Source organism: Streptomyces sp. NPDC048275, from assembly GCF_040652275.1.
Taxonomy (GTDB): domain Bacteria; phylum Actinomycetota; class Actinomycetes; order Streptomycetales; family Streptomycetaceae; genus Streptomyces.
Map to the genome: position 1 here is coordinate 91,607 of NZ_JBEZLR010000013.1, position 21,905 is coordinate 113,511.

The 21,905-nt window shown below is 69.9% G+C and carries 19 protein-coding genes and 1 pseudogene; 12 read left to right on the forward strand and 8 right to left on the reverse strand.

Features of this window, described 5'->3' with window-relative positions:
- Positions 1–103: 103 nt before the first annotated feature.
- The 3 genes and pseudogenes from AB0D57_RS11285 to ychF form a co-directional block, all read right to left on the reverse strand.
- On the reverse strand, positions 104–1,522 hold the full coding sequence (locus tag AB0D57_RS11285) for a DUF234 domain-containing protein (protein WP_362070336.1): 1,419 nt from the start codon (positions 1,520–1,522) through the stop codon (positions 104–106).
- A gap of 145 nt (positions 1,523–1,667) precedes the next feature.
- Positions 1,668–2,031: pseudogene (locus tag AB0D57_RS11290) on the reverse strand (sugar nucleotide-binding protein); the annotation flags it as partial.
- A 243-nt stretch (positions 2,032–2,274) separates the two neighbouring features.
- Positions 2,275–3,363, reverse strand: coding sequence for a redox-regulated ATPase YchF (ychF, locus tag AB0D57_RS11295; RefSeq protein ID WP_362070339.1), 1,089 nt, complete (start codon positions 3,361–3,363; stop codon positions 2,275–2,277).
- Positions 3,364–3,538: 175 nt separating this feature from the next.
- Between ychF and AB0D57_RS11300 the strand changes: the two genes are divergently transcribed.
- The gene (locus tag AB0D57_RS11300) at positions 3,539–4,138 is read left to right on the forward strand and encodes a DUF6542 domain-containing protein (RefSeq protein ID WP_362070342.1); all 600 of its coding nucleotides are present in this window, start codon (positions 3,539–3,541) and stop codon (positions 4,136–4,138) included.
- Positions 4,139–4,220: 82 nt separating this feature from the next.
- Here the strand turns inward: AB0D57_RS11300 and ppgK are convergent, their stop codons facing one another.
- Positions 4,221–4,967 carry a polyphosphate--glucose phosphotransferase gene (gene ppgK / locus AB0D57_RS11305; RefSeq protein WP_362070345.1) on the reverse strand — a complete coding sequence of 249 codons (747 nt, stop codon included), beginning with the start codon at positions 4,965–4,967 and terminating at the stop codon, positions 4,221–4,223.
- 29 nt (positions 4,968–4,996) lie between these two features.
- Positions 4,997–6,007, reverse strand: coding sequence for a 4-hydroxy-3-methylbut-2-enyl diphosphate reductase (locus tag AB0D57_RS11310; protein ID WP_362070348.1), 1,011 nt, complete (start codon positions 6,005–6,007; stop codon positions 4,997–4,999).
- Between the two features lie 129 nt (positions 6,008–6,136).
- Here AB0D57_RS11310 and AB0D57_RS11315 point away from each other — a divergent pair, with 129 nt between their 5' ends.
- The 4 genes from AB0D57_RS11315 to AB0D57_RS11330 all read left to right on the forward strand — a co-directional run bounded on the left by AB0D57_RS11315 (position 6,137) and on the right by AB0D57_RS11330 (position 10,056).
- Positions 6,137–7,528 carry an APC family permease gene (locus AB0D57_RS11315; protein WP_362070426.1) on the forward strand — a complete coding sequence of 464 codons (1,392 nt, stop codon included), beginning with the start codon at positions 6,137–6,139 and terminating at the stop codon, positions 7,526–7,528.
- 163 nt (positions 7,529–7,691) lie between these two features.
- A complete protein-coding gene (gene xseA / locus AB0D57_RS11320; protein ID WP_362070351.1) occupies positions 7,692–8,900 on the forward strand; it encodes an exodeoxyribonuclease VII large subunit in 1,209 nt (402 codons plus the stop codon).
- 96 nt (positions 8,901–8,996) lie between these two features.
- The gene (locus tag AB0D57_RS11325) at positions 8,997–9,230 is read left to right on the forward strand and encodes an exodeoxyribonuclease VII small subunit (protein WP_362070354.1); all 234 of its coding nucleotides are present in this window, start codon (positions 8,997–8,999) and stop codon (positions 9,228–9,230) included.
- A 235-nt stretch (positions 9,231–9,465) separates the two neighbouring features.
- A complete protein-coding gene (locus AB0D57_RS11330; RefSeq protein ID WP_362070357.1) occupies positions 9,466–10,056 on the forward strand; it encodes a malonic semialdehyde reductase in 591 nt (196 codons plus the stop codon).
- Positions 10,057–10,160: 104 nt separating this feature from the next.
- Here AB0D57_RS11330 and AB0D57_RS11335 read toward each other — a convergent pair whose 3' ends face one another.
- Positions 10,161–10,682, reverse strand: coding sequence for a DUF4245 domain-containing protein (locus AB0D57_RS11335; RefSeq protein ID WP_362070360.1), 522 nt, complete (start codon positions 10,680–10,682; stop codon positions 10,161–10,163).
- Positions 10,683–10,807: 125 nt separating this feature from the next.
- Here AB0D57_RS11335 and glpX point away from each other — a divergent pair, with 125 nt between their 5' ends.
- Positions 10,808–11,842: a class II fructose-bisphosphatase gene (gene glpX / locus AB0D57_RS11340; protein ID WP_362070363.1), complete on the forward strand. Its 1,035-nt coding sequence runs from the start codon at positions 10,808–10,810 to the stop codon at positions 11,840–11,842.
- A 205-nt stretch (positions 11,843–12,047) separates the two neighbouring features.
- Here glpX and AB0D57_RS11345 read toward each other — a convergent pair whose 3' ends face one another.
- A complete protein-coding gene (locus AB0D57_RS11345) occupies positions 12,048–12,425 on the reverse strand; it encodes a WhiB family transcriptional regulator (RefSeq protein ID WP_362070366.1) in 378 nt (125 codons plus the stop codon).
- A 199-nt stretch (positions 12,426–12,624) separates the two neighbouring features.
- Positions 12,625–13,335, reverse strand: coding sequence for a DUF1707 domain-containing protein (locus AB0D57_RS11350; protein WP_362070369.1), 711 nt, complete (start codon positions 13,333–13,335; stop codon positions 12,625–12,627).
- 213 nt (positions 13,336–13,548) lie between these two features.
- Here AB0D57_RS11350 and AB0D57_RS11355 point away from each other — a divergent pair, with 213 nt between their 5' ends.
- The 6 genes from AB0D57_RS11355 (at position 13,549) to AB0D57_RS11380 (ending at position 21,890) form a co-directional block, all read left to right on the forward strand.
- Positions 13,549–15,216: a fumarate hydratase gene (locus AB0D57_RS11355; RefSeq protein ID WP_362070372.1), complete on the forward strand. Its 1,668-nt coding sequence runs from the start codon at positions 13,549–13,551 to the stop codon at positions 15,214–15,216.
- Positions 15,217–15,501: 285 nt separating this feature from the next.
- Positions 15,502–16,911 (forward strand): class II fumarate hydratase, encoded by a 1,410-nt coding sequence (locus AB0D57_RS11360; protein ID WP_362070375.1) that lies wholly within the window; start codon positions 15,502–15,504, stop codon positions 16,909–16,911.
- 116 nt (positions 16,912–17,027) lie between these two features.
- Complete coding sequence (locus tag AB0D57_RS11365) at positions 17,028–17,720, forward strand: DUF402 domain-containing protein (RefSeq protein ID WP_362070378.1); 693 nt, start codon at positions 17,028–17,030, stop codon at positions 17,718–17,720.
- Positions 17,721–17,836: 116 nt separating this feature from the next.
- A complete protein-coding gene (locus tag AB0D57_RS11370) occupies positions 17,837–18,067 on the forward strand; it encodes a hypothetical protein (RefSeq protein ID WP_362070380.1) in 231 nt (76 codons plus the stop codon).
- Positions 18,049–20,196, forward strand: a complete 2,148-nt coding sequence (locus AB0D57_RS11375; protein WP_362070382.1) for a SpoIIE family protein phosphatase — start codon at positions 18,049–18,051, stop codon at positions 20,194–20,196. Before AB0D57_RS11370 ends, AB0D57_RS11375 begins: the two co-directional genes overlap by 19 nt.
- Positions 20,197–20,423: 227 nt before the next feature.
- Positions 20,424–21,890 (forward strand): catalase, encoded by a 1,467-nt coding sequence (locus tag AB0D57_RS11380; protein WP_362070384.1) that lies wholly within the window; start codon positions 20,424–20,426, stop codon positions 21,888–21,890.
- Positions 21,891–21,905: the final 15 nt, after the last annotated feature.

Consider the following 21,905-nt stretch of genomic DNA (forward strand, 5'->3'; position numbering starts at 1 on the left):
ACGCCCACCTCGGCACCCACCACGCCGACCGCTCTCAAAGTCCCCTCGTCGCCGCAATGGCGCTCCGCTCCCCAACTCCCGCGCCGGGCCTACCATTCGCCACTCACAGCGGCCAGGCTGCCAGCAAGTGGCCGGGGCCGTAGGCGGCATCGAGCCCCGGACAGTCGACTCCGCTGCGCGAGACCGCCACGACGGGAACAGGTTCGTCGGTGAGGGCGGCCCGGTGTCTGTGGAGAGCGGCCAGGTCGTGCCGGTCGAAGGGCGACCGCTCCAGCCACTTGATGGAGCCGACGAAGAGCAGCTCCTTGGCAATGGGAGCGCGGTCTGCCCCGACAATGTCGATCTCTACGTCGTTGGTACGGGTCCAGTAGCCGCCCACTGCGGGGGCTGCGGGGAGCCGGTCGTCGGGCAGTACCCGGGCCAGCGCCTCGCGGATGAGCGGCTCGATCGCCCGGCCACGCCAGCTGGTCCAGTTCTCCCGGACGCGTGCCAAGGTCAGATCGCCCCGCCCTCGCTCGATCTCCTCCATGGACGGGCCGAGCAGGTGCAGCCAAAACCGCAGGTAGGGATCTGTCACCCGGTAGCGGCGATCCTTCGACGGACGCAGCGATACGGGCAGCTCCCCAGCGACGATCCGTTTGTCCGTAAGCAGCTCCAGAGCTCGCTGCAGCGGCGTGGCCCCGATCCCGCCGGCTGCACGGGCGATGTTGGTGAAGGTCCGCTCGCCACTTCCGATAGCCGCCAGCACCGTACGCGCCTGGGCCTGCGGGGGGAATTCGGCAGCCAGCGAGCGCTCGGCCGACACCAGCAGGGCCGAGACCGGGTCACTCAACGCCTCGCCGAGGAAGTCCCACAGCCCTGCTCCGCGCGGCCACTCCGCGCAGATCAGCGGTAGCCCGCCGGTGACCAGCGCGGCGTCGAAGGCTTCCGCCGAATCCAGCCCCAGCATCCTCCCCACCTCGGCGGGGTTCAGCGGTCCCAGCACCATCTCCCGGCCGCGCTGATGGAAGGGGCGTCCGTAGCTGTTCAGAGCCTCCATCATCGACAGATCGGAGCCGATGAGGACCAGCAGCACCGGCTTGGTTTCAAGAACCCGATCCCAGGCCCGCTGCAGCATCCCCTCAAAGGCGCCAGCGGTATCCATCAGGTACGGCACTTCGTCGATGACCAGCACGCTCGCCCGGTCGGCGGGCAGCGCCGCAGCCAGCACATCGAACGCGGCATCCCAGCTCTCCGGCCGCGCGGCGGCCACCAGCCCCGCCAACGGCAGCGTCGATGCTTGGGCGTCCCGGGCCAGCCGTGCCAGATCATCCCTGGGGGAGGCACCGGTCGCCGCGTAGAACAGGAACGGGGCTCCGGAGCGCTCCGCAAACCGCTCGACCAGCCGCGACTTGCCCACCCGGCGCCGCCCGCGCAACATCACGCACCGACCGGGCCGCTCCCCGCCAACCCCTGCCGCCACCTTCTGCAGCTCTCGCTCCAGCGTCGCCAGTTCCTGCCGACGGCCTACGAAGTCCGCCATGCCTACCCACCTCCAACCGTGATACTAACGTCAATGTTAGCAACATTGACGTTAGTAGGGCACCTTGCCAGTGTCGCTCACGGTCACGAGTCGTGGACCTGACGTCCTTCCGGCCGTGCGACACCGGGCTGGTCGTGCCAAGCAGCAGGAGCGTGTCCGCTCGGCGCCCAGACGGCGGACGGGATGCGTCGAGGCCGTCGCGCCGGGCGATGCGCACACCGAGGTCGTAGCGGCTGAGAGCGTCGGGGCCGGCAAGGTGGAAGAGGCTGGCCCTGTCCGATCGCGTGAGTGAAGAGAACTTCCCGCGTTCCGGCGATCAGCGCGTGCGCCAAGCGTTCGTGCTCGGACCGGCCGTTCCCGATGATCAGCGAGGTGCGGGCGACGGCCGCGTCCGGACACAGGAGCCGCACGGCCGTCTCGGCAGCGGCCTTCGCGGCCCCGTACGGGGTGACCGGGTCTGGGTCGCAGGTCTCGTCGTCGTGGACCCGGCTGCCGGAGAAGACGGCGTCGGGCCGGGTGACGGGCGGATCGCGTCCTCCGCCAAGCATCGCCAAGGGAGGGGGGGCTGGTTCGTGCACTCCCCTGCTGCCAGGCACTGGACAGTGCGCGACCCAGCACCGGCGTCCCCAAAATCCCGGCACGATCCCAGCACCATCCCAGCACGGGAAAAAACCAGGGGCCCGACCCCGAAGAGTCGGCCCCCCTCTGAACTGCACGTTTGCCAGATCAGCGACGTGGTGATGTGTCAGCCACTACACATTGAACCGGAACTCCACCACGTCCCCGTCCTGCATCACATACTCCTTGCCCTCCATACGGGCCTTGCCCTTGGCGCGGGCCTCGGCCACCGAGCCCGTTTCCACCAGGTCCTCGAAGGAGATGACCTCCGCCTTGATGAAGCCCTTCTGGAAGTCGGTGTGGATGACTCCGGCGGCCTCGGGGGCGGTGGCGCCCTTCTTGATGGTCCAGGCGCGGGATTCCTTGGGGCCGGCCGTCAGGTAGGTCTGGAGGCCCAGGGTGTCGAAGCCGACGCGGGCGAGGGTGGTGAGGCCGGGCTCCTCGGCGCCGACGGACTCCAGGAGCTCCATCGCGTCCTCCTCGTCCAGTTCGGCGAGGTCCTGCTCCAGCTTGGCGTTCAGGAAGATCGCCTCGGCGGGGGCGACCAGGGCGCGCTGCTCGTCCTTGAAGGCGTCGTCGGTCAGTTCGTCCTCGTCGACGTTGAAGACGTAGAGGAAGGGCTTGGTGGTGAGGAGGTGCAGGTCGTGGAGGAGTTCCTCGTTGCCGGAGCCCTGGACGATGCCCGCGGAGAACAGGGTGTCGCCCTTCTCCAGGATCTCCTTCGCCGCCTCGACCGCGGTGACCTTGGGAGCGACGTCCTTCTTGATGCGCGACTCCTTCTGGAGGCGCGGCAGGACCTTCTCGATCGTCTGGAGGTCCGCGAGGATCAGCTCGGTGTTGATCGTCTCGATGTCGTCCTTGGGCGAGACCTTGCCGTCGACGTGCACGACGTTCTCGTCCTTGAAGGCGCGGATGACCTGGCAGATCGCGTCGGACTCGCGGATGTTCGCGAGGAACTTGTTGCCCAGGCCCTCACCCTCCGAGGCTCCCTTCACGATGCCGGCGATGTCGACGAAGTCGACGGTCGCCGGGAGGAGCTTCTGCGAGTTGAAGATCTCCGCCAGCTTGGTCAGCCGGGCGTCCGGGACGCCGACCACGCCCACGTTGGGCTCGATCGTGGCGAACGGGTAGTTGGCCGCGAGCACGTCGTTCTTGGTCAGGGCGTTGAACAGGGTCGACTTGCCGACATTGGGCAGACCGACGATTCCGATCGTGAGCGACACGTTGCGACTTCCCGTACGTGAGGATGGGCGAAGGGCCTACGGAGAGCGCGGGCCGATCCACCAGTCTACGGCGTGCGCGCTCCCGCACCGGCGACCTGTCGAACGCTTGGCCAAGCTCTCTCCCGCGGCGTGTCTGAGGGCCCATTGCGCACATAAACAGACCTAAGTTGGTCCAGTGGAGCAACAACCCAGGACGCGTCCCCCTCGGTACGGACAGCGACGCGGCGCGCCCCTTCCCGCCCAGGCCGGGCGGGCCACGGCCGGTGGCGTACGAAAGGGAGTTCCGGCCGTACGGCGGCCCGAGACGGTGCCCGCCCAGCCGGTACGGCGGCTGCCGAACCCCCGGCTCACCGGGCTCGGCAGCGGACTGTTCTGCGGAGCGTCGATGTTCGCGCTCGGCTGCCTCGACCAGCTGCTGTTCGGGTCGTCACTGGTGGTGTACGGGGTGCTGTTCCTGCCCGTCTGCGCGCTGACCGCGCTGTGGGTACGGCGGGGTGACCTGGTCACCGCGCCCGTCATTGTGCCGATCGCCTTCGTGTTCGGGCTGCTGCCCGTCGTCGACGAGGGCGGGGGGTTCGGCAACCATCTGATGGGGCTCGTCACGGCGCTCGCCACCCAGGCCGGGTGGCTGTACGGGGGGACACTGGTCGCGGGAGTCATCTCGACCGTCCGGAAGGCGCGGCTGATGATCCGCCGGGCCGCCCGGCGGAGGGCACAGGCCGCCGCCGCGCGGCGAAGTCTCCCACCCGCGCGGCCGTCCCGGTCCGCCGGATAGCCGGGTAGCCGGGTAGCCGGGTAGCCGGGTAGCCGGGTAGTCCGGCTCGCGACATGCCCCGGAGGGCCGGGCAGCCCGTCGCCTACTCGATCTTCGCCGCTCTCATCGCCGCTCCCACGATCCCCGCGTTGTTCTGCAGCTGCGCCGGGACGATATCCGCTTTGATGTTCTCTATCAGCGGCAGGAACTTGTCGGCCTTGCGGCTGACGCCACCGCCGATGATGAAGAGCTCGGGCGAGAAGAGCATCTCGACATGGGCGAGGTATTTGGTGACCCGGCGCGCCCAGTGCTCCCAGGTGAGCTCGTGGTCCTCCTTGGCCTTGGTGGAGGCGCGCTTCTCCGCCTCGTGGCCGCCCAGCTCGAGGTGGCCCAGCTCCGTGTTCGGCACCAGGACGCCGTCGTGGAAGAGGGCGCTGCCGATGCCCGTACCGAAGGTGAGCAGGATGACCGTGCCCTGCCGGTCGCGGCCCGCCCCGAACTGCATCTCGGCGACGCCCGCCGCGTCCGCGTCGTTCAGCACCGTCACCGGCAGACCGCCGAGGCGGGTGCTCAGCAGGGCGCGCGCGTCCGTGTCGATCCAGTCCTTGTCGACATTGGCGGCCGTGCGGATGGTGGCGCCACCGTTGACCACGCCGGGGAAGGTGATGCCGACGGGGCCTGTCCAGCCGAAGTGGTCGACGACCTCCTTCACGCCGTCGGCCACCGAGTCCGGTGTCGCCGGATGCGGAGTGAGCACTTTGAAGCGCTCCTCCGTCAGGTCGCCGCGCTCCAGGTCCACGGGAGCGCCCTTGATGCCGGATCCGCCGATGTCCACGCCAAAGATCTGCATGGGCCCACGTTACGTCGTACGGCTGACGGTCACTTCTCGGAGCTGCCGGTACGCTCCGCGACCAGCGCCGCCGCCTCCGCGCGCAGGTCGCGGCGCAGCTCCTTGGGCAGCGAGAAGGTGATCGATTCCTCGGCGGCCTTGACGATCTCGACGTCCTCGAAGCCGCGACCGGAGAGCCACTCCAGGACCTGCTCGACCAGGACCTCCGGGACGGAGGCGCCCGAGGTGACACCGACGGTCGTCACACCGTCCAGCCACCTCTCCTCGATCTCGTCGGCGAAGTCCACGAGGTGCGCGTCACGCGCGCCCGCGAGCTTGGCGACCTCGACCAGGCGCACCGAGTTGGAGGAGTTCTTCGAGCCGACCACGATGACCAGGTCCGCCTCCTCGCCCATCTGCTTGACCGCCAGCTGACGGTTCTGCGTGGCGTAGCAGATGTCGTCGCTGGGCGGCGAGATGAGCTGCGGGAACTTCACCTTCAGCGCGTCGACCGTCTCCATCGTCTCGTCGACCGACAGCGTGGTCTGGGAGAGCCAGACGACCTTGGACGGGTCGCGGACCTCGACCTTGGCGACGTCCGAGGGACCGTCCACGAGGGTGATGTGGTCGGGCGCCTCGCCGGAGGTGCCGATGACCTCCTCGTGGCCCTCGTGCCCGATCAGGAGGATGTCGAAGTCCTCATTGGCGAAGCGGACCGCTTCCTTGTGGACCTTGGTGACCAGCGGGCAGGTCGCGTCGATGGTGGCGAGCTTGCCCCGCGCGGCCTCGTCGTGGACGGCCGGGGCGACGCCGTGCGCCGAGAACATGACGATGGACCCCTCGGGGACCTCCGCCGTCCGCTCGACGAAGATGGCGCCCTTCTTCTCCAGGGTCTGCACGACGTACTTGTTGTGGACGATCTCGTGGCGGACGTAGATGGGGGCCCCGTACTGCTCGAGGGCCTTCTCGACGGCGATCACGGCGCGGTCCACGCCCGCGCAGTAGCCACGGGGGGCGGCGAGCAGGACACGGCGGCCAAGCGAAGCAGTCATGGCAACCATCGTAAGGCCGCGCTCGACGGGTCAAAGATCGCCTCCGTGGAGAGACTGGTCGAGAAATGGGGACAGGGCGGGACAGGGCGGGGGCAGGGAGCTGGAGGGGTGACCGAGCCCCTATGGCGGGAGGCATGGATGTCCGACGCGGAGCCCACCGCCGGAGCCGACGACGCGGCGGGCGGGGCCGGCGCGGAGCGCGGGCTGCGGCGCAGCCTGGGCTTCCGGGACCTGGTCGTCTACGGGCTGCTGTTCATCGCCCCCATGGCGCCGGTCGGTGTCTTCGGGGCCCTGGACGCCACGTCGCGCGGGGCGGTGGCGCTGGTCTACGTCGTCGCCACGGTCGCGATGGCGTTCACCGCGTTCAGCTACGCCCAGATGGTGCGGGTGGTCCCGCAGGCGGGCTCGGTGTTCGCCTACGCGCGCGCGGGGCTTGGAAAGGGGGCCGGGTTCATCGCCGGGTGGATGGCGATGCTGGACTATCTGCTCATCCCGGCGGTGGCGTACCTGTTCTCCGGTATCGCGATGAACGCCCTGGTCCCGGAGGTCTCCCGGTGGGTGTGGACCGCGCTCGCCGTGGTCATCACGACGGCGTTGAACCTGTGGGGCGTACGGGCCGCTGCCCAGGTGGGCTTCCTGGTGCTCGCGATGGAAATCGTGGTCCTCCTTGTCTTCGTCGTGTCGGCGAGCGTCGTCCTCGCGCGCGAGGGGGGCCGGCGCGACTGGCTGTCCCCGCTGTCCGGCGACGGCTCGCAGGGCGCGTTCGCACTGTCGGCCGTCATCGCCGCCGTGTCGATCGCCGTCCTGTCGTACCTCGGCTTCGACGCGATCGCCTCCTTCGCGGAGGAGGTCACGGGCGGTTCGGAGAAGGTGGCCCGGGCGGTGCTGTTCTGTCTGGCGCTCGCGGGTGTGCTCTTCGTGGCGCAGACGTATCTGGTCGCCCTGCTGGAGCCGCTGTCCTCCGCCCAGCTGGCCGCCGACCCCGGAAAGCAGGGGGCGGCCTTCTACGACGCCGTGGACGCCTCCGTCGGTGACTGGCTGCACAACCTGGTGGCCGCGAGCAAGGCGATCGGCGCCGCCTTCGCGGCGTTGGCGGGGCAGGCCGCGGCGGGCCGTCTCGTGTTCGCGATGGCCCGCGACCGGCGGCTGCCGCGCGCCCTGTCCACGACGGACTCCGGGGTGCCGCGGGCCGCGCTGCTGTGTGCGGCCGTCATCACGCTGATCGCCGCGGTCTGGGCGGCCCGGCGCGACGACGGCCTCGACCACCTGGTGTCCGTGGTAAATGTCGGCGCCCTGACGGCCTTCACCCTGCTGCACGCGAGCGTGGTGGGCTGGTTCGTCGTATGCCGACGGGGCGGGCCGGTGATCTGGTGGCGGCATCTCCTCATCCCCGTCATGGGCGCCGCGATCACGGTCGCCGTGATCGTCGAGGCCTCGAGAACGGCCCAGGTGGTGGGCGCGATCTGGCTGGCGGTGGGGCTGGCGGTGCTGACCGCGCAGCGAGAGCGGCGCGTGCCGGGGCCACCTTGAGGTGGCCCCGGTGAGCGCGTCGCCGACCGGTCCGAAGGCCTCGGCGCCTCGATCGCGTGCGCGACGGGCGTTCCGGCGCGCGAGGCCGGACTGCCGTGATCCGCAGCCAACCGCCTGTTACGGGGTGCGGGCATTGTCAGTGGCGGCCACTACTCTCGGGCGCATGGCTCTCAACACGTCCGCGGACGCCCCGCTGCCCGTCGGCGAGGTGTCGCGGCTCATCGGGGGGTGGATCGACCGGCTCGGCGCGGTGTGGGTCGAGGGACAGATCACCCAGTTGTCGCGGCGTCCGGGCGCGGGCGTCGTCTTCCTGACGCTGCGCGATCCGTCGTACGACATCTCCGTGAGCGTCACCTGCTTCCGGCAGGTGTTCGAAGCCGTGGCGGACGTGGTGAGCGAGGGGGCTCGTGTCGTCGTCCTCGCGAAGCCCGAGTGGTATGCGCCGCGGGGGCAGCTGTCGCTGCGGGCCACCGAGATCAAGCCGGTGGGCGTGGGCGAACTGCTCGCCCGCCTGGAGCAGTTGAAGAAGTCCCTGGCGAGCGAGGGGCTGTTCGCGCCCGAGCGCAAGAAGGCGCTGCCCTTCCTGCCACAGCTCATCGGGCTGGTGTGCGGGCGGGCGTCCGCGGCCGAGCGGGATGTGCTGGAGAACGCTCGGCACCGCTGGCCCGCCGTCCGCTTCGAGGTGCGCAATGTCCCGGTGCAGGGCGTGCACGCGGTGCCCCAGGTCGCGCAGGCCGTGAAGGAGCTGGACGCGCTCGACGACGTGGACGTGATCATCGTGGCGCGCGGCGGCGGTAGCGTGGAGGACCTGCTGCCGTTCTCGGACGAGCAGCTCGTACGGGCCGTGGCGGCGTGTCGTACGCCCGTCGTGTCGGCCATCGGGCACGAACCGGACAACCCGCTGCTGGACTTCGTGGCCGATCTGCGCGCGTCCACGCCGACCGACGCCGCCAAGAAGGTCGTACCGGACGTCGGCGAGGAGTACGAGCGGGTGCGACTCCTGCGGGACCGCGCGCGACGCAGCGTCCGGGCGTTCGTCGAGCGCGAGGAGCGCGGGCTCGCGCATGCGCTGGCCCGCCCCTCGATAGAGGATCCGCATCGGATGGTGGACGAGCGCGCGGACCAGGTCGCGTCGCTGCTGGACCGCGGCCGTCGCACGCTCGGGCACCTCCTCGACCGCGCCGACTCCGAGCTGACACACACCCACGCGCGCGTGGTGGCCCTCTCCCCCGCCGCAACACTTCAGCGGGGTTACGCGGTGCTGCAGAAGACCGATGGGCATGTGGTCCGGGGCCCGGACGAGGTGGCGCAGGGCGAGTCGCTGCGGGCGCGCGTCGCCGAGGGTGAGTTCACGGTGGTCCGGGCCGACTGATCGGCCCCGCGGGCCCGGCTTCGGGATCCGGCCGGGGATCCGGGGGCTGCCCCGGGACGACACAGGACAGTACGAGTCGATGCATAGGGTGGGCGCATGACCAGCAAGGTGGACGAGGCGCTCGGGTACGAGCAGGCGCGGGACGAACTGATCGAGGTGGTACGCCGGCTGGAGGCGGGCGGCACGACCCTCGAGGAGTCCCTGGCGCTCTGGGAGCGGGGCGAGGAGCTGGCGAAGGTGTGCCGGCGCTGGCTGGAGGGCGCGCGGGCGCGGCTGGACGCGGCACTGGCCGAGGAGGAGTCGGACGAGGAGGACGCCGACTCCGAGTGAGGCCCGGCCCAAACCTCGACCTCGGCCCCCTGCCCCGCCTCTGCCTCTGCCTCTGCCTCTGATGACACTCCGCCGCCGGACTGCTGCCCACAGCACCGGCGGCTTCGTCCATTCCCCGTCCCTGTGAAGCGAATCACGTCGTCCGGTTTTGGTTGAACATTAAACCTCGCTGTCGTACTGTCGTCCTTGCCAGCCGATCCCCCGGATCCACCGCACTTCCCAAGAAGGTACTTTCATGTCTCTCGTCCTTGACCCCGCCGCCCAGGACCTGCTGTTCCGCGAGGCCCGCACGGCGAACACGTTCACCGACGAGCCGGTGACCGAGGAGCAGGTGCAGGCGATCTACGACCTGGTCAAGTACGGCCCGACCGCGTTCAACCAGTCGCCGCTGCGCATCACCCTGGTCCGCTCCGCCGAGGCCCGCGAGCGCCTCGTGCAGCACATGGCCGAGGGCAACCAGCCCAAGACCGCCACGGCCCCGCTGGTCGCGATCCTCTCCGCGGACAACGAGTTCCACGAGGAGCTGCCGACCCTCTTCCCCGCCTTCCCGCAGGCCAAGGACGTCTTCTTCGCCGAGCGCCCGGCCCGCGAGGGCGCCGCTTCCCTGAACGCCGCGCTGCAGGCCGCGTACTTCATCATCGGCATCCGTGCCGCCGGCCTCGCCGCCGGCCCGATGACCGGCGTCGACTTCGCCGGCGTCCAGAAGGAGTTCCTGGACGACGACCACACCCCGCTGATGGTCATCAACATCGGCAAGCCGGGCGAGGACGCCTGGTTCCCGCGCTCCCCGCGTCTGGAGTTCGACCAGGTCATCACGACCGTCTGATCCCCGCGTACGCACCCCCGCGTACGCACCCCCGCGTACGCACGAGAAGGGCCCCTGGCGATCCACCGATCGCCAAGGGCCCTTCTCTCATACCTGCCGAAGACTCACGACGTCTTCAGCGCCTCGGCCATCTTCGTCAACTGCCCGAACGACGCCGTGCCGGTCACCACCGTCGTGGAGCCCTTGTCCTTCAGGACGAGGGCGTCGTACTTGTCGCCCTCGTACCGCTGCCACGTCCGGTCGCCGATCTGCTGGGTGGCCTTCGTCTCGTCGGCGCCCTGGCTGGCCGAGTCGATGAAGGCGGTCGGCTTCTGAGTCGACTGCTCGACCGCGACGTACTGACCGTCGGGGGCGCGGAAGCCCAGATGCCAGGCGTCGAACTCCGAGCCGTCGTACCGCACCGACGTCGCCTTCCACGTCGTGGGCAGCCCCTGGGGTGCCGCCACGGGATACGCCGCCGCGCGACGCGCCGTGAGCAGCTCGACACGGTAGTCGACGCGCTTGAGAGGAGGCTCGGAGTCGTCATGGGGGATGAAGATGTAGATGATGCCCGCCATGAGACTGATCAGGCCCAGGGAGAGGAGCATGTCCCGGACCGTCTTCTGCTTGCCTGTCGTACCTGCCACCCTCCCATCCTCGCAGGTGCCCTGGCCTGCTCATCCGTGGGGCCCCCTGCTCATTTTGTCGGCCTGGGGATAGAGTCGAGGAACACCCTCATCCGGCCGTCGTCGTATCAGAAAGGTGCGTCTCGATGACCGAGAATCATCAGCTGCCGTCCGAACTCGAGGTCCCTTCCGAGGCCCCCGACCGAAATCTCGCCCTGGAACTGGTCCGCGTCACCGAGGCCGCCGCCATGGCCGCGGGCCGCTGGGTCGGCCGCGGCGACAAGAACGGCGCCGACGGCGCCGCCGTCCGGGCCATGCGAACCCTCGTCTCCACCGTCTCGATGAACGGCGTCGTCGTCATCGGTGAGGGTGAGAAGGACGAGGCCCCGATGCTCTTCAACGGAGAGCGCGTCGGCGACGGGACCGGTCCCGAGTGCGACATCGCCGTCGACCCGATCGACGGGACCACGCTGACCGCCAAGGGCATGAGCAACGCGATCGCCGTACTGGCCGCCGCCGACCGCGGCACCATGTTCGACCCGTCCGCGGTCTTCTACATGGACAAGCTGGTCACCGGCCCGGAGGCCGCCGACTTCGTCGACATCAACGCGCCCGTGTCGGTGAACATCCGCCGGGTCGCCAAGGCCAAGCGCGCCACGCCCGAGGACGTGACCGTCGTCATCCTCGACCGGCCGCGCCACGACGGCATCATCAAGGAGATCCGCGAGACCGGCGCCCGGATCAAGCTGATCTCCGACGGCGATGTCGCGGGCTCGATCCTCGCGCTGCGCGAGGGCACGGGCATCGACCTGCTGCTCGGCATCGGCGGTACGCCCGAGGGCATCATCTCGGCCTGCGCCGTGAAGTGCCTGGGCGGCACGATCCAGGGCAAGCTGTGGCCCAAGGACGACGAGGAGCGGCAGCGCGCGCTCGACGCGGGCCACGACCTCGACCGTGTCCTGTCCACCCACGACCTGGTCTCCGGCGAGAACGTCTTCTTCGTCGCGACCGGCATCACGGACGGCGAGCTGCTGCGCGGGGTGCGTTATCGCGCCGAGGTCGCGACGACCGAGTCGATCGTCATGCGCTCGAAGTCCGGCACGGTTCGGCAGATCATGTCCGAGCATCGGCTGAGCAAGCTGCGGGCGTACAGCGCGATCGACTTCGACCGGGCGAAGTAGCTCCGCCGGTTGTGCGGGGGCTGCGGATCGGGGGCCACTGCGGGTTCGTTGTGGCTGGTCGCGTCCACGCGGCGGAGCCGCACACGTCACAGCCCCGCGCCTCTGACGGGCGCGCCCGCGCGGCGGAGCCTCACACGTCGCAGCGAAGGAACGGATAAGGGGCGGCCCCTGTGCGGAGGGGTCGCCCCTTTTTCCGGGCGTGGGGTCAGCCGGCTGCCGCTATCGTGCCCGTCGAGCGGGCGGCCTTCTTGAGTTCGAGATCGCGGCGGCGGCGCCGGGCGAGCACGACACGGCGCTCGGCGGCGGTGAGGCCGCCCCACACGCCGTACGGCTCGGGTTGCAGCAGTGCGTGTTCGCGGCACTCGACCATCACGGGACAGCGCGCGCAGACCCGCTTCGCGGCTTCTTCTCGGGACAGCCGGGCCGCGGTGGGCTCCTTGGAGGGCGCGAAGAACAGGCCTGCCTCATCACGTCGGCACACGGCCTCCGTGTGCCACGGGGCTTCCTGATCCCTGTCCCGCACTGGCGCCCGCTGGGCCGGAACGGCAGCTACCTGCAGGGACTGATGCGGCGGTTGCAGCACGGTCTACTCCTGACGACGGCTTCGCGAGCGTGCCGGGCACCACGGGAAGTCCCACAGCGCCCTCCAAGAGACGATGCAGCAAGCCCTACCCGCTGTGCGCGCGCCTATGCACTGCGTTCCGAAGCGCGGAGTCTCCGGTTCACCAGGGGGCGCCTACGACCGCACCACTACCCCCCGGGCGCCACCCGGTTCACATCCGTCAACGGTCCAGGTGTTTGCGCAAACTCCTGTCCACCTTGTCCATCGCGCGGTCGAGGATGTCCACGACCAGCTTGCCGCGCTTGGCCCTCGCCTCGACGTTCCCCAGGATCGCCAGGCCGTCGACATAGACCACGGGTGCGTCGGGGTCGCCCGAATCCAGCGTGTCCGTCTCGAAGTTGCCGAGGATTCCGCCGCCGCTGCTGCGCAGCGACACATTCTCCGGGACGCGGATCTCGACATTGCCGAAGACCGAGATCGCCTTGATCACGACCTGCTGGTACTCGAAGATCGCCTCGCTGAGGTCTATCTCGACGCTGCCGAAGACGGCGTACGCGTGGATGCGGCGCCCGGCGCGCCAGCGGCCCTTGCGCATCGCGCTGCTGAACACCGCCACCACGTTCTCGTCGGCCACCGCCGGGATCGCGCCCACCGGGGGGCGGTTGGGCGCGGTCGTGTACGCGGGGGTCTCGCGGCCCTGGTGCGCTGCGGGCAGGTCCCGGACGAAGCGGTTGAGCTCGCCCACCGTCTTCGTGGTGAGCACCCCCTCGACCCGCTCGGCGTGCTCGTCGGCGGTGAGGCGCCCCTCGGCGAGGGCCTCGCGCAGGATGTCGGCGATCCGGTCGCGGTCGGCGTCGGAGGCGCGCAGCTCGTCGGAGACACGCGGCTCGGCGTCGGCGGCGCGGGTTTCGGTGCGCTTCTGAAGGTCCACGGCAGTAGCGTACCCAAACGCGATAGATCGCGACTAGGGGTCCGGGCGACTATCGGACAACCAACTGAGCCTTACCTCACAAGCTCACTGTCCGAGCCAGGTTCTACGCTGGTGAACGCCTGCCGATGTAGGCCAGCCTCCGGCGAGTGAGCCGAAGGGGCGCGCCCCGGAGGCGAACCGAGCCACAAAAAGCCGAGTGAGGAATGGGCGAAGATGCCTGAGTTCGCGTACACCGATCTGCTCCCCCAGGGAGAGGACACCACCCCGTACCGGCTGGTGACCTCCGAGGGTGTCTCCACCTTCGAGGCCGACGGGCGCACGTTCCTCAAGGTCGAGCCAGAGGCGCTGCGCAAACTCGCCGCGGAGGCCATCCACGACATCCAGCACTACCTGCGGCCCGCGCACCTGGCCCAGCTGCGCCGCATCATCGACGACCCCGAGGCGTCGAACAACGACAAGTTCGTGGCGCTCGACCTGCTGAAGAACGCGAACATCGCGGCCGCGGGCGTGCTCCCCATGTGCCAGGACACCGGCACGGCGATCGTCATGGGCAAGCGCGGGCAGAACGTGCTGACCGAGGGCGGCGACGAGGCCGCCCTCTCGCGCGGTATCTACGACGCGTACCTGAACCTGAACCTGCGCTACTCGCAGATGGCTCCGCTCACCATGTGGGAGGAGAAGAACACCGGCTCGAACCTCCCGGCCCAGATCGAGCTGTACGCGACCGACGGCGGCGCCTACAAGTTCCTCTTCATGGCGAAGGGCGGCGGCTCGGCCAACAAGTCGTTCCTCTACCAGGAGACGAAGGCCGTCCTGAACGAGTCCTCCATGATGAAGTTCCTGGAGGAGAAGATCCGTTCGCTGGGCACGGCCGCCTGCCCGCCGTACCACCTGGCGATCGTCGTCGGCGGTACGAGCGCCGAGTACGCCCTGAAGACCGCGAAGTACGCCTCCGCGCACTACCTGGACGAGATCCCGGCCGAGGGCTCGGAACTCGGCCACGGGTTCCGGGACAAGGACCTGGAGCAGAAGGTCTTCGAGCTGACGCAGAAGATCGGGATCGGTGCGCAGTTCGGTGGCAAGTACTTCTGCCACGACGTACGGGTCGTGCGCCTCCCCCGCCACGGCGCGTCCTGCCCCGTCGCCATCGCCGTGTCCTGCTCCGCCGACCGCCAGGCCGTCGCGAAGATCACGGCGGAGGGTGTCTTCCTGGAGCAGCTGGAGACGGACCCTGCCCGTTTCCTCCCGGAGACGACCGACGAGCACCTCGAGTCCGACGGTGACGTCGTGAAGATCGACCTCAACCAGCCGATGGACGACATCCTCGCCGAGCTCACCAAGTACCCGGTGAAGACCCGGCTCTCGCTCTCCGGTCCGCTCGTCGTGGCGCGTGACATCGCACACGCCAAGATCAAGGAGCGGCTCGACGCGGGCGAGGAGATGCCGCAGTACCTGAAGGACCACCCGGTGTACTACGCCGGTCCCGCGAAGACGCCCGAGGGCTATGCGTCCGGCTCCTTCGGTCCCACCACCGCCGGGCGCATGGACTCCTACGTCGAGCAGTTCCAGGCGGCGGGCGGCTCCAAGGTGATGCTGGCCAAGGGCAACCGGTCGGCGCAGGTCACCGACGCGTGTGACGCGCACGGCGGCTTCTACCTCGGCTCCATCGGCGGGCCCGCCGCGCGTCTCGCCCAGGACTGCATCAAGAAGGTCGAGGTCGTCGAGTACGAGGAGCTCGGCATGGAGGCCGTCTGGAAGATCGAGGTCGAGGACTTCCCGGCGTTCATCGTGGTCGACGACAAGGGCAACGACTTCTTCAAGGACCCCGCTCCGGCCCCGACGTTCACATCGATTCCGGTGCGGGGGCCGGGACTGGCGTAACCCCCGGGAACGTCACGGACGGACCCACCTACGCGGCCCCGCGCACTGATCAAGTGGCGGGGCCGCGTTCTCACGTACCGCGTCGGGTTCTCCCCCGACGGCACCCCGCTCGCGAGCGGGAACGCCATCGGCCAGATCCGCCTGGGGGACCTCGCCGCCCCACCCTGCGGGGGCTGACAGTCGAACCGGTGAGCCGAGCCGTGCGCGCTGAGCCCGCAGACGCGATCCTGAGAGGGGAATAGGCCCACCAGGCCACGCGCTCTTCCCCCTGGAGGTACGACAACGATGACGACGACTGCAGACGACGGCGACCAGAGCTACCGCATCGAGCACGACTCCATGGGCGAGGTCCGGGTCCCCGCGGACGCCAAGTGGCGGGCGCAGACGCAGCGGGCCGTGGAGAACTTCCCCATCTCCGGACAACGCATCGAGCGAGCCCACATCGAGGCCCTCGCAAGGATCAAAGGCGCCGCCGCCACGGTCAACGCCCGGCTGGGGGTGCTCGACAAGGACATCGCCGAGGCGATCCAGGAAGCGGCCACCGAGGTCGCGGAGGGGCGGTGGGACGCGCACTTCCCCGTCGACGTGTTCCAGACGGGGTCCGGGACCTCGTCCAACATGAACACCAACGAGGTCATCGCCACCCTCGCGACCGAGCGGCTCGGCCGGGATGTCCACCCCAACGACCACGTCAACGCCTCGCAGTCGTCCAACGACGTCTTCCCGTCGTCCATCCACATCGCCGCCACCGCCGCCGTCACCCGCGACCTCATCCCCGCGCTGGAACACCTGGCCTCCTCGCTGACCCGCAAGTCCGAGGAGTTCGCCGACGTCGTGAAGTCGGGGCGGACGCATCTGATGGACGCCACACCCGTGACCCTGGGCCAGGAGTTCGGCGGATACGCCGCCCAGGTGCGGTACGGCGTCGAGCGGCTCCGGGCCTCCCTGCCGAGGCTGGCCGAGCTGCCGCTGGGCGGCACCGCGGTCGGCACCGGGATCAACACGCCGCCGGGGTTCTCCGCCGCCGTCATCGCGGAGGTGGCGCGGGTCACCGGGCTGCCGCTCACCGAGGCCCGCGACCACTTCGAGGCGCAGGGCGCACGCGACGGGATCGTGGAGACGAGCGGGCAGCTGCGGACCATCGCCGTCGGGCTGACGAAGATCGCGAACGACCTGCGGTGGATGGCCTCGGGCCCGCGCACCGGACTCGCCGAGATCTCTCTGCCCGACCTTCAGCCCGGCTCCTCGATCATGCCCGGCAAGGTCAATCCGGTCATTCCCGAGGCCGTGCTGATGGTCGCGGCCCAGGTGACGGGGAACGACGCGACGGTCGCGGTCGCCGGGGCGGCCGGCAACTTCGAGCTCAACGTCATGCTTCCCGTCATCGCGAAGAACGTCCTCGAGTCCATCCGGCTGCTCGCCCATGTCTCACGGCTGCTCGCCGACCGCACCGTCGACGGGATCGTCGCGCACCGCGAACGCGCCCGCGAGTACGCCGAGTCGTCGCAGTCGGTCGTGACACCGCTCAACAAGTACATCGGGTACGAGGAGGCCGCCAAGGTGGCCAAGAAGGCACTGGCGGAGCGCAAGACGATCCGTCAGGTCGTCCTCGAGTCCGGGTACGTCGAGCGGGGCGACCTCACCCTGGAGCAACTGGACGAGGCGCTGGATGTCCTGCGGATGACGCATCCGTAACAGCGTCCGCCTCCCAGGATGACCTTGGATGAAACCTCCGTTACGTCATTCGTCCCACGGCGTGAACCGTGACGCGCGCCGCAGCGTCGTATGCCTGTGACACCTAATATCTGGTCATGACAGAGGGTGGAGCGGTGAGGCGAGTGGAAGCGGGCGGGTCGACGGTGCGCTGGGCCCCCGGGAGTCACATCCTGTGGCGGTACCGGGAGAACGCCGGCGAGCGCTTCCACATCTGCCGACCCGTGACCGTCGTACGTGACGACGAGGAGCTGCTCGCGGTGTGGATGGCGCCGGGCACGGAGTGTGTGAAGCCGGTGCTCGCCGACGGCACACCGGTGCACGGGGAGCCCCTCGAGTCGCGCTACACCAAGGCGCGTACGGTGCAGCGCGGCCGCTGGTTCGGTACCGGGGTGCTGAAGCTGGCGCGGCCCGGCGCGCCCTGGTCGGTGTGGCTGTTCTGGGAACCGGGGTGGCGGTTCAAGAACTGGTACGTGAACCTTGAGGCGCCGCTGGCCCGTTGGTCGGACGGGGTCGACTCCGAGGATCACTTCCTGGACATCTCGGTGCACCCGGACCGGAGTTGGCGCTGGCTGGATGAGGACGAGTTCGCGCAGGCACAGCGGGCCGGTCTGATGGACGCTCAACTGGCTGCGCGGGTAAGGGAAGCGGGGTGGTCCGCGGTGGACGTGATCCGCGGTTGGGGAGCGCCGTTCTCGGACGGCTGGCAGCACTGGCGCCCGGATCCCGCCTGGCCTGTTCCTTCTCTGCCGGATGACTGGGACCGTACGCCCGCGCACGTGTCCTCATGAGACCCTTGCTGCGCCCCCGTGGTACAACCGTAGGATCGTCCTCCGCAAGGGCGCACAGCAGCAACTACCGCAGCATGCGCTGGGCTTGACCATACGTCACCGAGGGGCGGCAGGACGTGAGCGAGGGGTACGAGGGCCACGGCAGAACGGTCGGCGAACGGCCGGTCGGACCGCACCGGTCCGCTTCGGTGTTCGAGGCGGCGACGGTGTTCACGTCGGCGGCGGCCGGGCCCGGTCCTGACGACACGCAGATTCCGTTCCTGGGGCACACATTCCGGGTATCGGGGCTGCGGGACGAACTGCACGCACGGCGCGCAGCCCCGGACGGATGGATTCGACACGCGTGACGGAGCACCCCACCCCGCACGAGCGCCGCCAGAGCGACGCCGGCCGGCCGATCACCCCCGCGGACCCCCGCGGGGCGCTCTTGCGTACCCCCGAGCCCGCGCATGCGCCGGGAGCGTTACCCGCGCAGGCCCGCTCCGGCGACGCCCCGGCGGGACCCGGCACGAGCGCGGGCACCCGCGGCAAGCACGGACCGGCCGGCACCCAGGCCTCGGCCAGTACCGACGCGCCCTCGCCCTCCGGCACCGGCGCGCCCACGCCGCCGCCCGAGCGCGGGCCCGAGCACTCCCAGCCGTCGGCCACCGAGCCCGATCCGCACCGTCCGCGTCCCGCTCCGGAGGGCATCCCGGCCCAGTCGGCCGATCAGGACCGGACGTCCGGGAACTCGGGCGGCAAGGACCGGCGCACCGGGCACGGACTGCCGCAGGGCGGCCCGATGCCGATGCGGCGGGACGGGGACCGGCTGCGCTTCGTGGGCGCCGCGACCCGGCGGATCGCCCGCGGTATCGACCTGGACGAGATCGTGATGGGCCTGTGCCGGGCCACCGTGCCGACCTTCTCGGACGCGATCCTGGTCTATCTGCGCGATCCGCTGCCGGTCGGTGACGAGCGGCCCACCGGGCCTCTCGTGCTGCGGCTGCGGCGCACCGACCGCATCCCCGAGGAGCGGGACGCCGAGAACGGCTTCATGCCCGCGCTGCGGCCCGAGCCCAATGAGCTGTCGGCGATGACGGCCGAGCGGTGCGAGGTGCGCCCCGGCGGCGCCCTCGCCGAGGTGCTGCGCGGCGTACGGCCCGTCTTCGCGGACGCGCCCGCCGCCCGGGCCGCGCTGCCCGAGCTGCTCGGGGACGACCTTGTCGTGCCCACCGGGCAGCGCGCGATCCTCGCGCCCCTGCGCGGCCGCAGGCGGGTCATCGGGGCCGCGCTGTTCCTGCGCCGCCCCGAGCGCATGGCCTTCGAGGCCGACGACCTGCTCGTCGCGGCCCAGCTCGCCACGCACAGCGCGCTCGGCATCGACAAGGCGGTGCTGTACGGGCGCGAGGCGTACATCGCCGACGAGCTCCAGCGCACGATGCTGCCCGAGACGCTGCCGCGGCCCACGGGCGTGCGCCTCGCGTCCCGCTATCTGCCGGCCGCGGAGACCGCGCGCGTCGGCGGCGACTGGTACGACGCGATCCCGCTGCCCGGCAGCCGTGTCGCCCTCGTCGTGGGCGATGTCATGGGTCACTCCATGACATCGGCGGCGATCATGGGACAGCTGCGCACCACCGCGCAGACCCTCGCCGGGCTCGACCTGCCGCCGCAGGAGGTGCTGCACCACCTCGACGAGCAGGCCCAGCGCCTGGGCACCGACCGCATGGCGACCTGCCTGTACGCCGTCTACGACCCGGTCGCGCACCGGATCACCATCGCCAACGCGGGCCATCCCCCGCCGGTCCTGCTGCACCTGGGCGGCCGGGCGGAGGTGCTGCGGGTGCCGCCGGGCGCCCCCATCGGCGTGGGCGGGGTGGATTTCGAGGCGGTCGAGCTGGACGCCCCGGCCGGGGCGACGCTGCTGCTGTACACGGACGGGCTGGTCGAGTCGCGGCTGCGTGACGTGTGGACCGGGATAGAGCAACTGCGCGAGAAGATCGCCGCCACCGCGCAGCTGACCGGGCCCGACCATCCGCCGCCGCTCGAAGCGCTGTGCGACGAGGTGCTCGACATGCTCGGCCCGGGCGACCGGGACGACGACATCGCGCTGCTCGCCGCCCGCTTCGACGGGATCGCGCCGAGCGATGTCGCGTACTGGTTCCTGGAGCCGGAGGACGCCGCCCCCGGCCGGGCCCGGCGGGCGCTGTCCCGCTGGGGCATGGAGGACATGAGCGACTCCGTCGAGCTGCTGGTCAGCGAGGTCGTGACCAATGCCGTGCGCTATGCGTCGCGCCCGGTCACGCTCCGGCTGCTGCGGACGGATGTCCTGCGCTGTGAGGTCGGCGACGACGTGCCGCAGCTGCCGCGACTGCGCCAGGCACGGGCCACGGACGAGGACGGACGCGGGCTCTACCTGGTCAACAAACTGGCCAGACGGTGGGGAGCCACGCGCCTGAGCACCGGAAAGGTGGTCTGGTTCGAGTTGAACCGAGGGTGAACCAGCGAGCACTCTCAGAATTGAACTGAAGTTAGACCCCGTCCAAATGTTGCCGACGTCGCGTGGAGAGAGTTGACTGGCCGGGTGGCACAGGCCACCCGGCCCGACGTCGTCCATGGCGGGAGGCCGGCCCGGTGTCCCTGACGCTAGCGCGCCTGGCGGGGACGGAGGTTCCCCTTGGCGCCATTTCACCGGTCCGAGTGACCGGACCTGCCCAGGGAGGACAAGTGACCCAGACAGCACCCCAGAAGGCTCCGTACACCACGAACAACGTCGGAATTCCGGTGGAGAGCGACGAACACTCGCTGACCGTCGGCCCCGACGGCCCGATCCTTCTCCAGGACCACTACCTCATCGAGAAGATGGCCCAGTTCAACCGGGAGCGGGTCCCCGAGCGGGTGGTGCACGCCAAGGGCAGTGGCGCGTACGGATTCTTCGAAGTAACCAACGACGTCAGCCAGTTCACCAAGGCCGTCGTCTTCCAGCCCGGGAAGCGCACGGACATGCTGGCGCGTTTCTCGACCGTCGCCGGCGAGCAGGGCTCGCCCGACACCTGGCGCGACCCCCGCGGCTTCGCGCTCAAGTTCTATACCGAGCACGGCAATTACGACCTGGTGGGCAACAACACCCCGGTCTTCTTCGTCCGCGACACGATCAAGTTCCAGGACTTCATCCGCTCGCAGAAGCGCCACCCGGCCACCGGGCTGCGCAGCAATGACATGCAGTGGGACTTCTGGACCCTCTCGCCCGAGTCGGCGCACCAGGTGACCTGGCTGATGGGCGACCGCGGCATCCCGAAGACGTACCGCAACATGAACGGCTACGGCTCCCACACCTACATGTGGATCAACGGCGCCGGTGAGCGGTTCTGGGTGAAGTACCACTTCAAGACCGACCAGGGCATCGATTTCCTCACCCAGGCGGAGGCCGACGAGCTGGCCGGTACGGACGCGGATCTGCACCGCCGGGACCTCTACGAGTCGATCGAGTCCGGGAACGCGCCGACCTGGAGCCTCAAGGTCCAGATCATGCCGTTCGAGGACGCGGCCGACTACCGCTTCAACCCCTTCGACCTGACCAAGGTCTGGCCGCACGGCGACTACCCGCTGATCGACGTCGGCCGGATGACCCTCAACGAGAACCCCGAGGACTACTTCATCCACATCGAGCAGGCCGCCTTCGAGCCGTCGAACCTGGTGCCGGGCATCGGCCCCTCGCCGGACAAGATGCTGCTCGGCCGGCTGTTCTCGTACCCGGACACCCACCGGTACCGGATCGGCCCGAACTATGCGCAGCTGCCGCCCAACCGGGCACGCGCCGCGGTGAACTCGTACGCCAAGGACGGCCCGATGCGCTACGAGGCGTCGAACGCGGCCCGCCCGTACGCGCCCAACTCCTACGGCGGCCCCGCGGCCGACTACGGGCAGTTCGGCGACCCCGCGAGCTGGCAGACCGCCGGTGAGCTGGTGCGCGAGGCGACCAAGCTGCACTCCGAGGACGATGACTGGGGCCAGCCGGGCACGATGGTCCGCAAGGTCCTCGACGACGCGGCCCGCGACCGGCTCGTGTCGAACGTCAGCGGCCATCTGAAGGCCGATGTGTCCGGCCCGGTCCTCGACCGCGCTCTGCAGTACTGGCGCAACATCGACAAGGAGCTCGGCGACCGGATCGCCGCGCACTTCAACGGAGGCTGAGCAGTACGCGCGAGG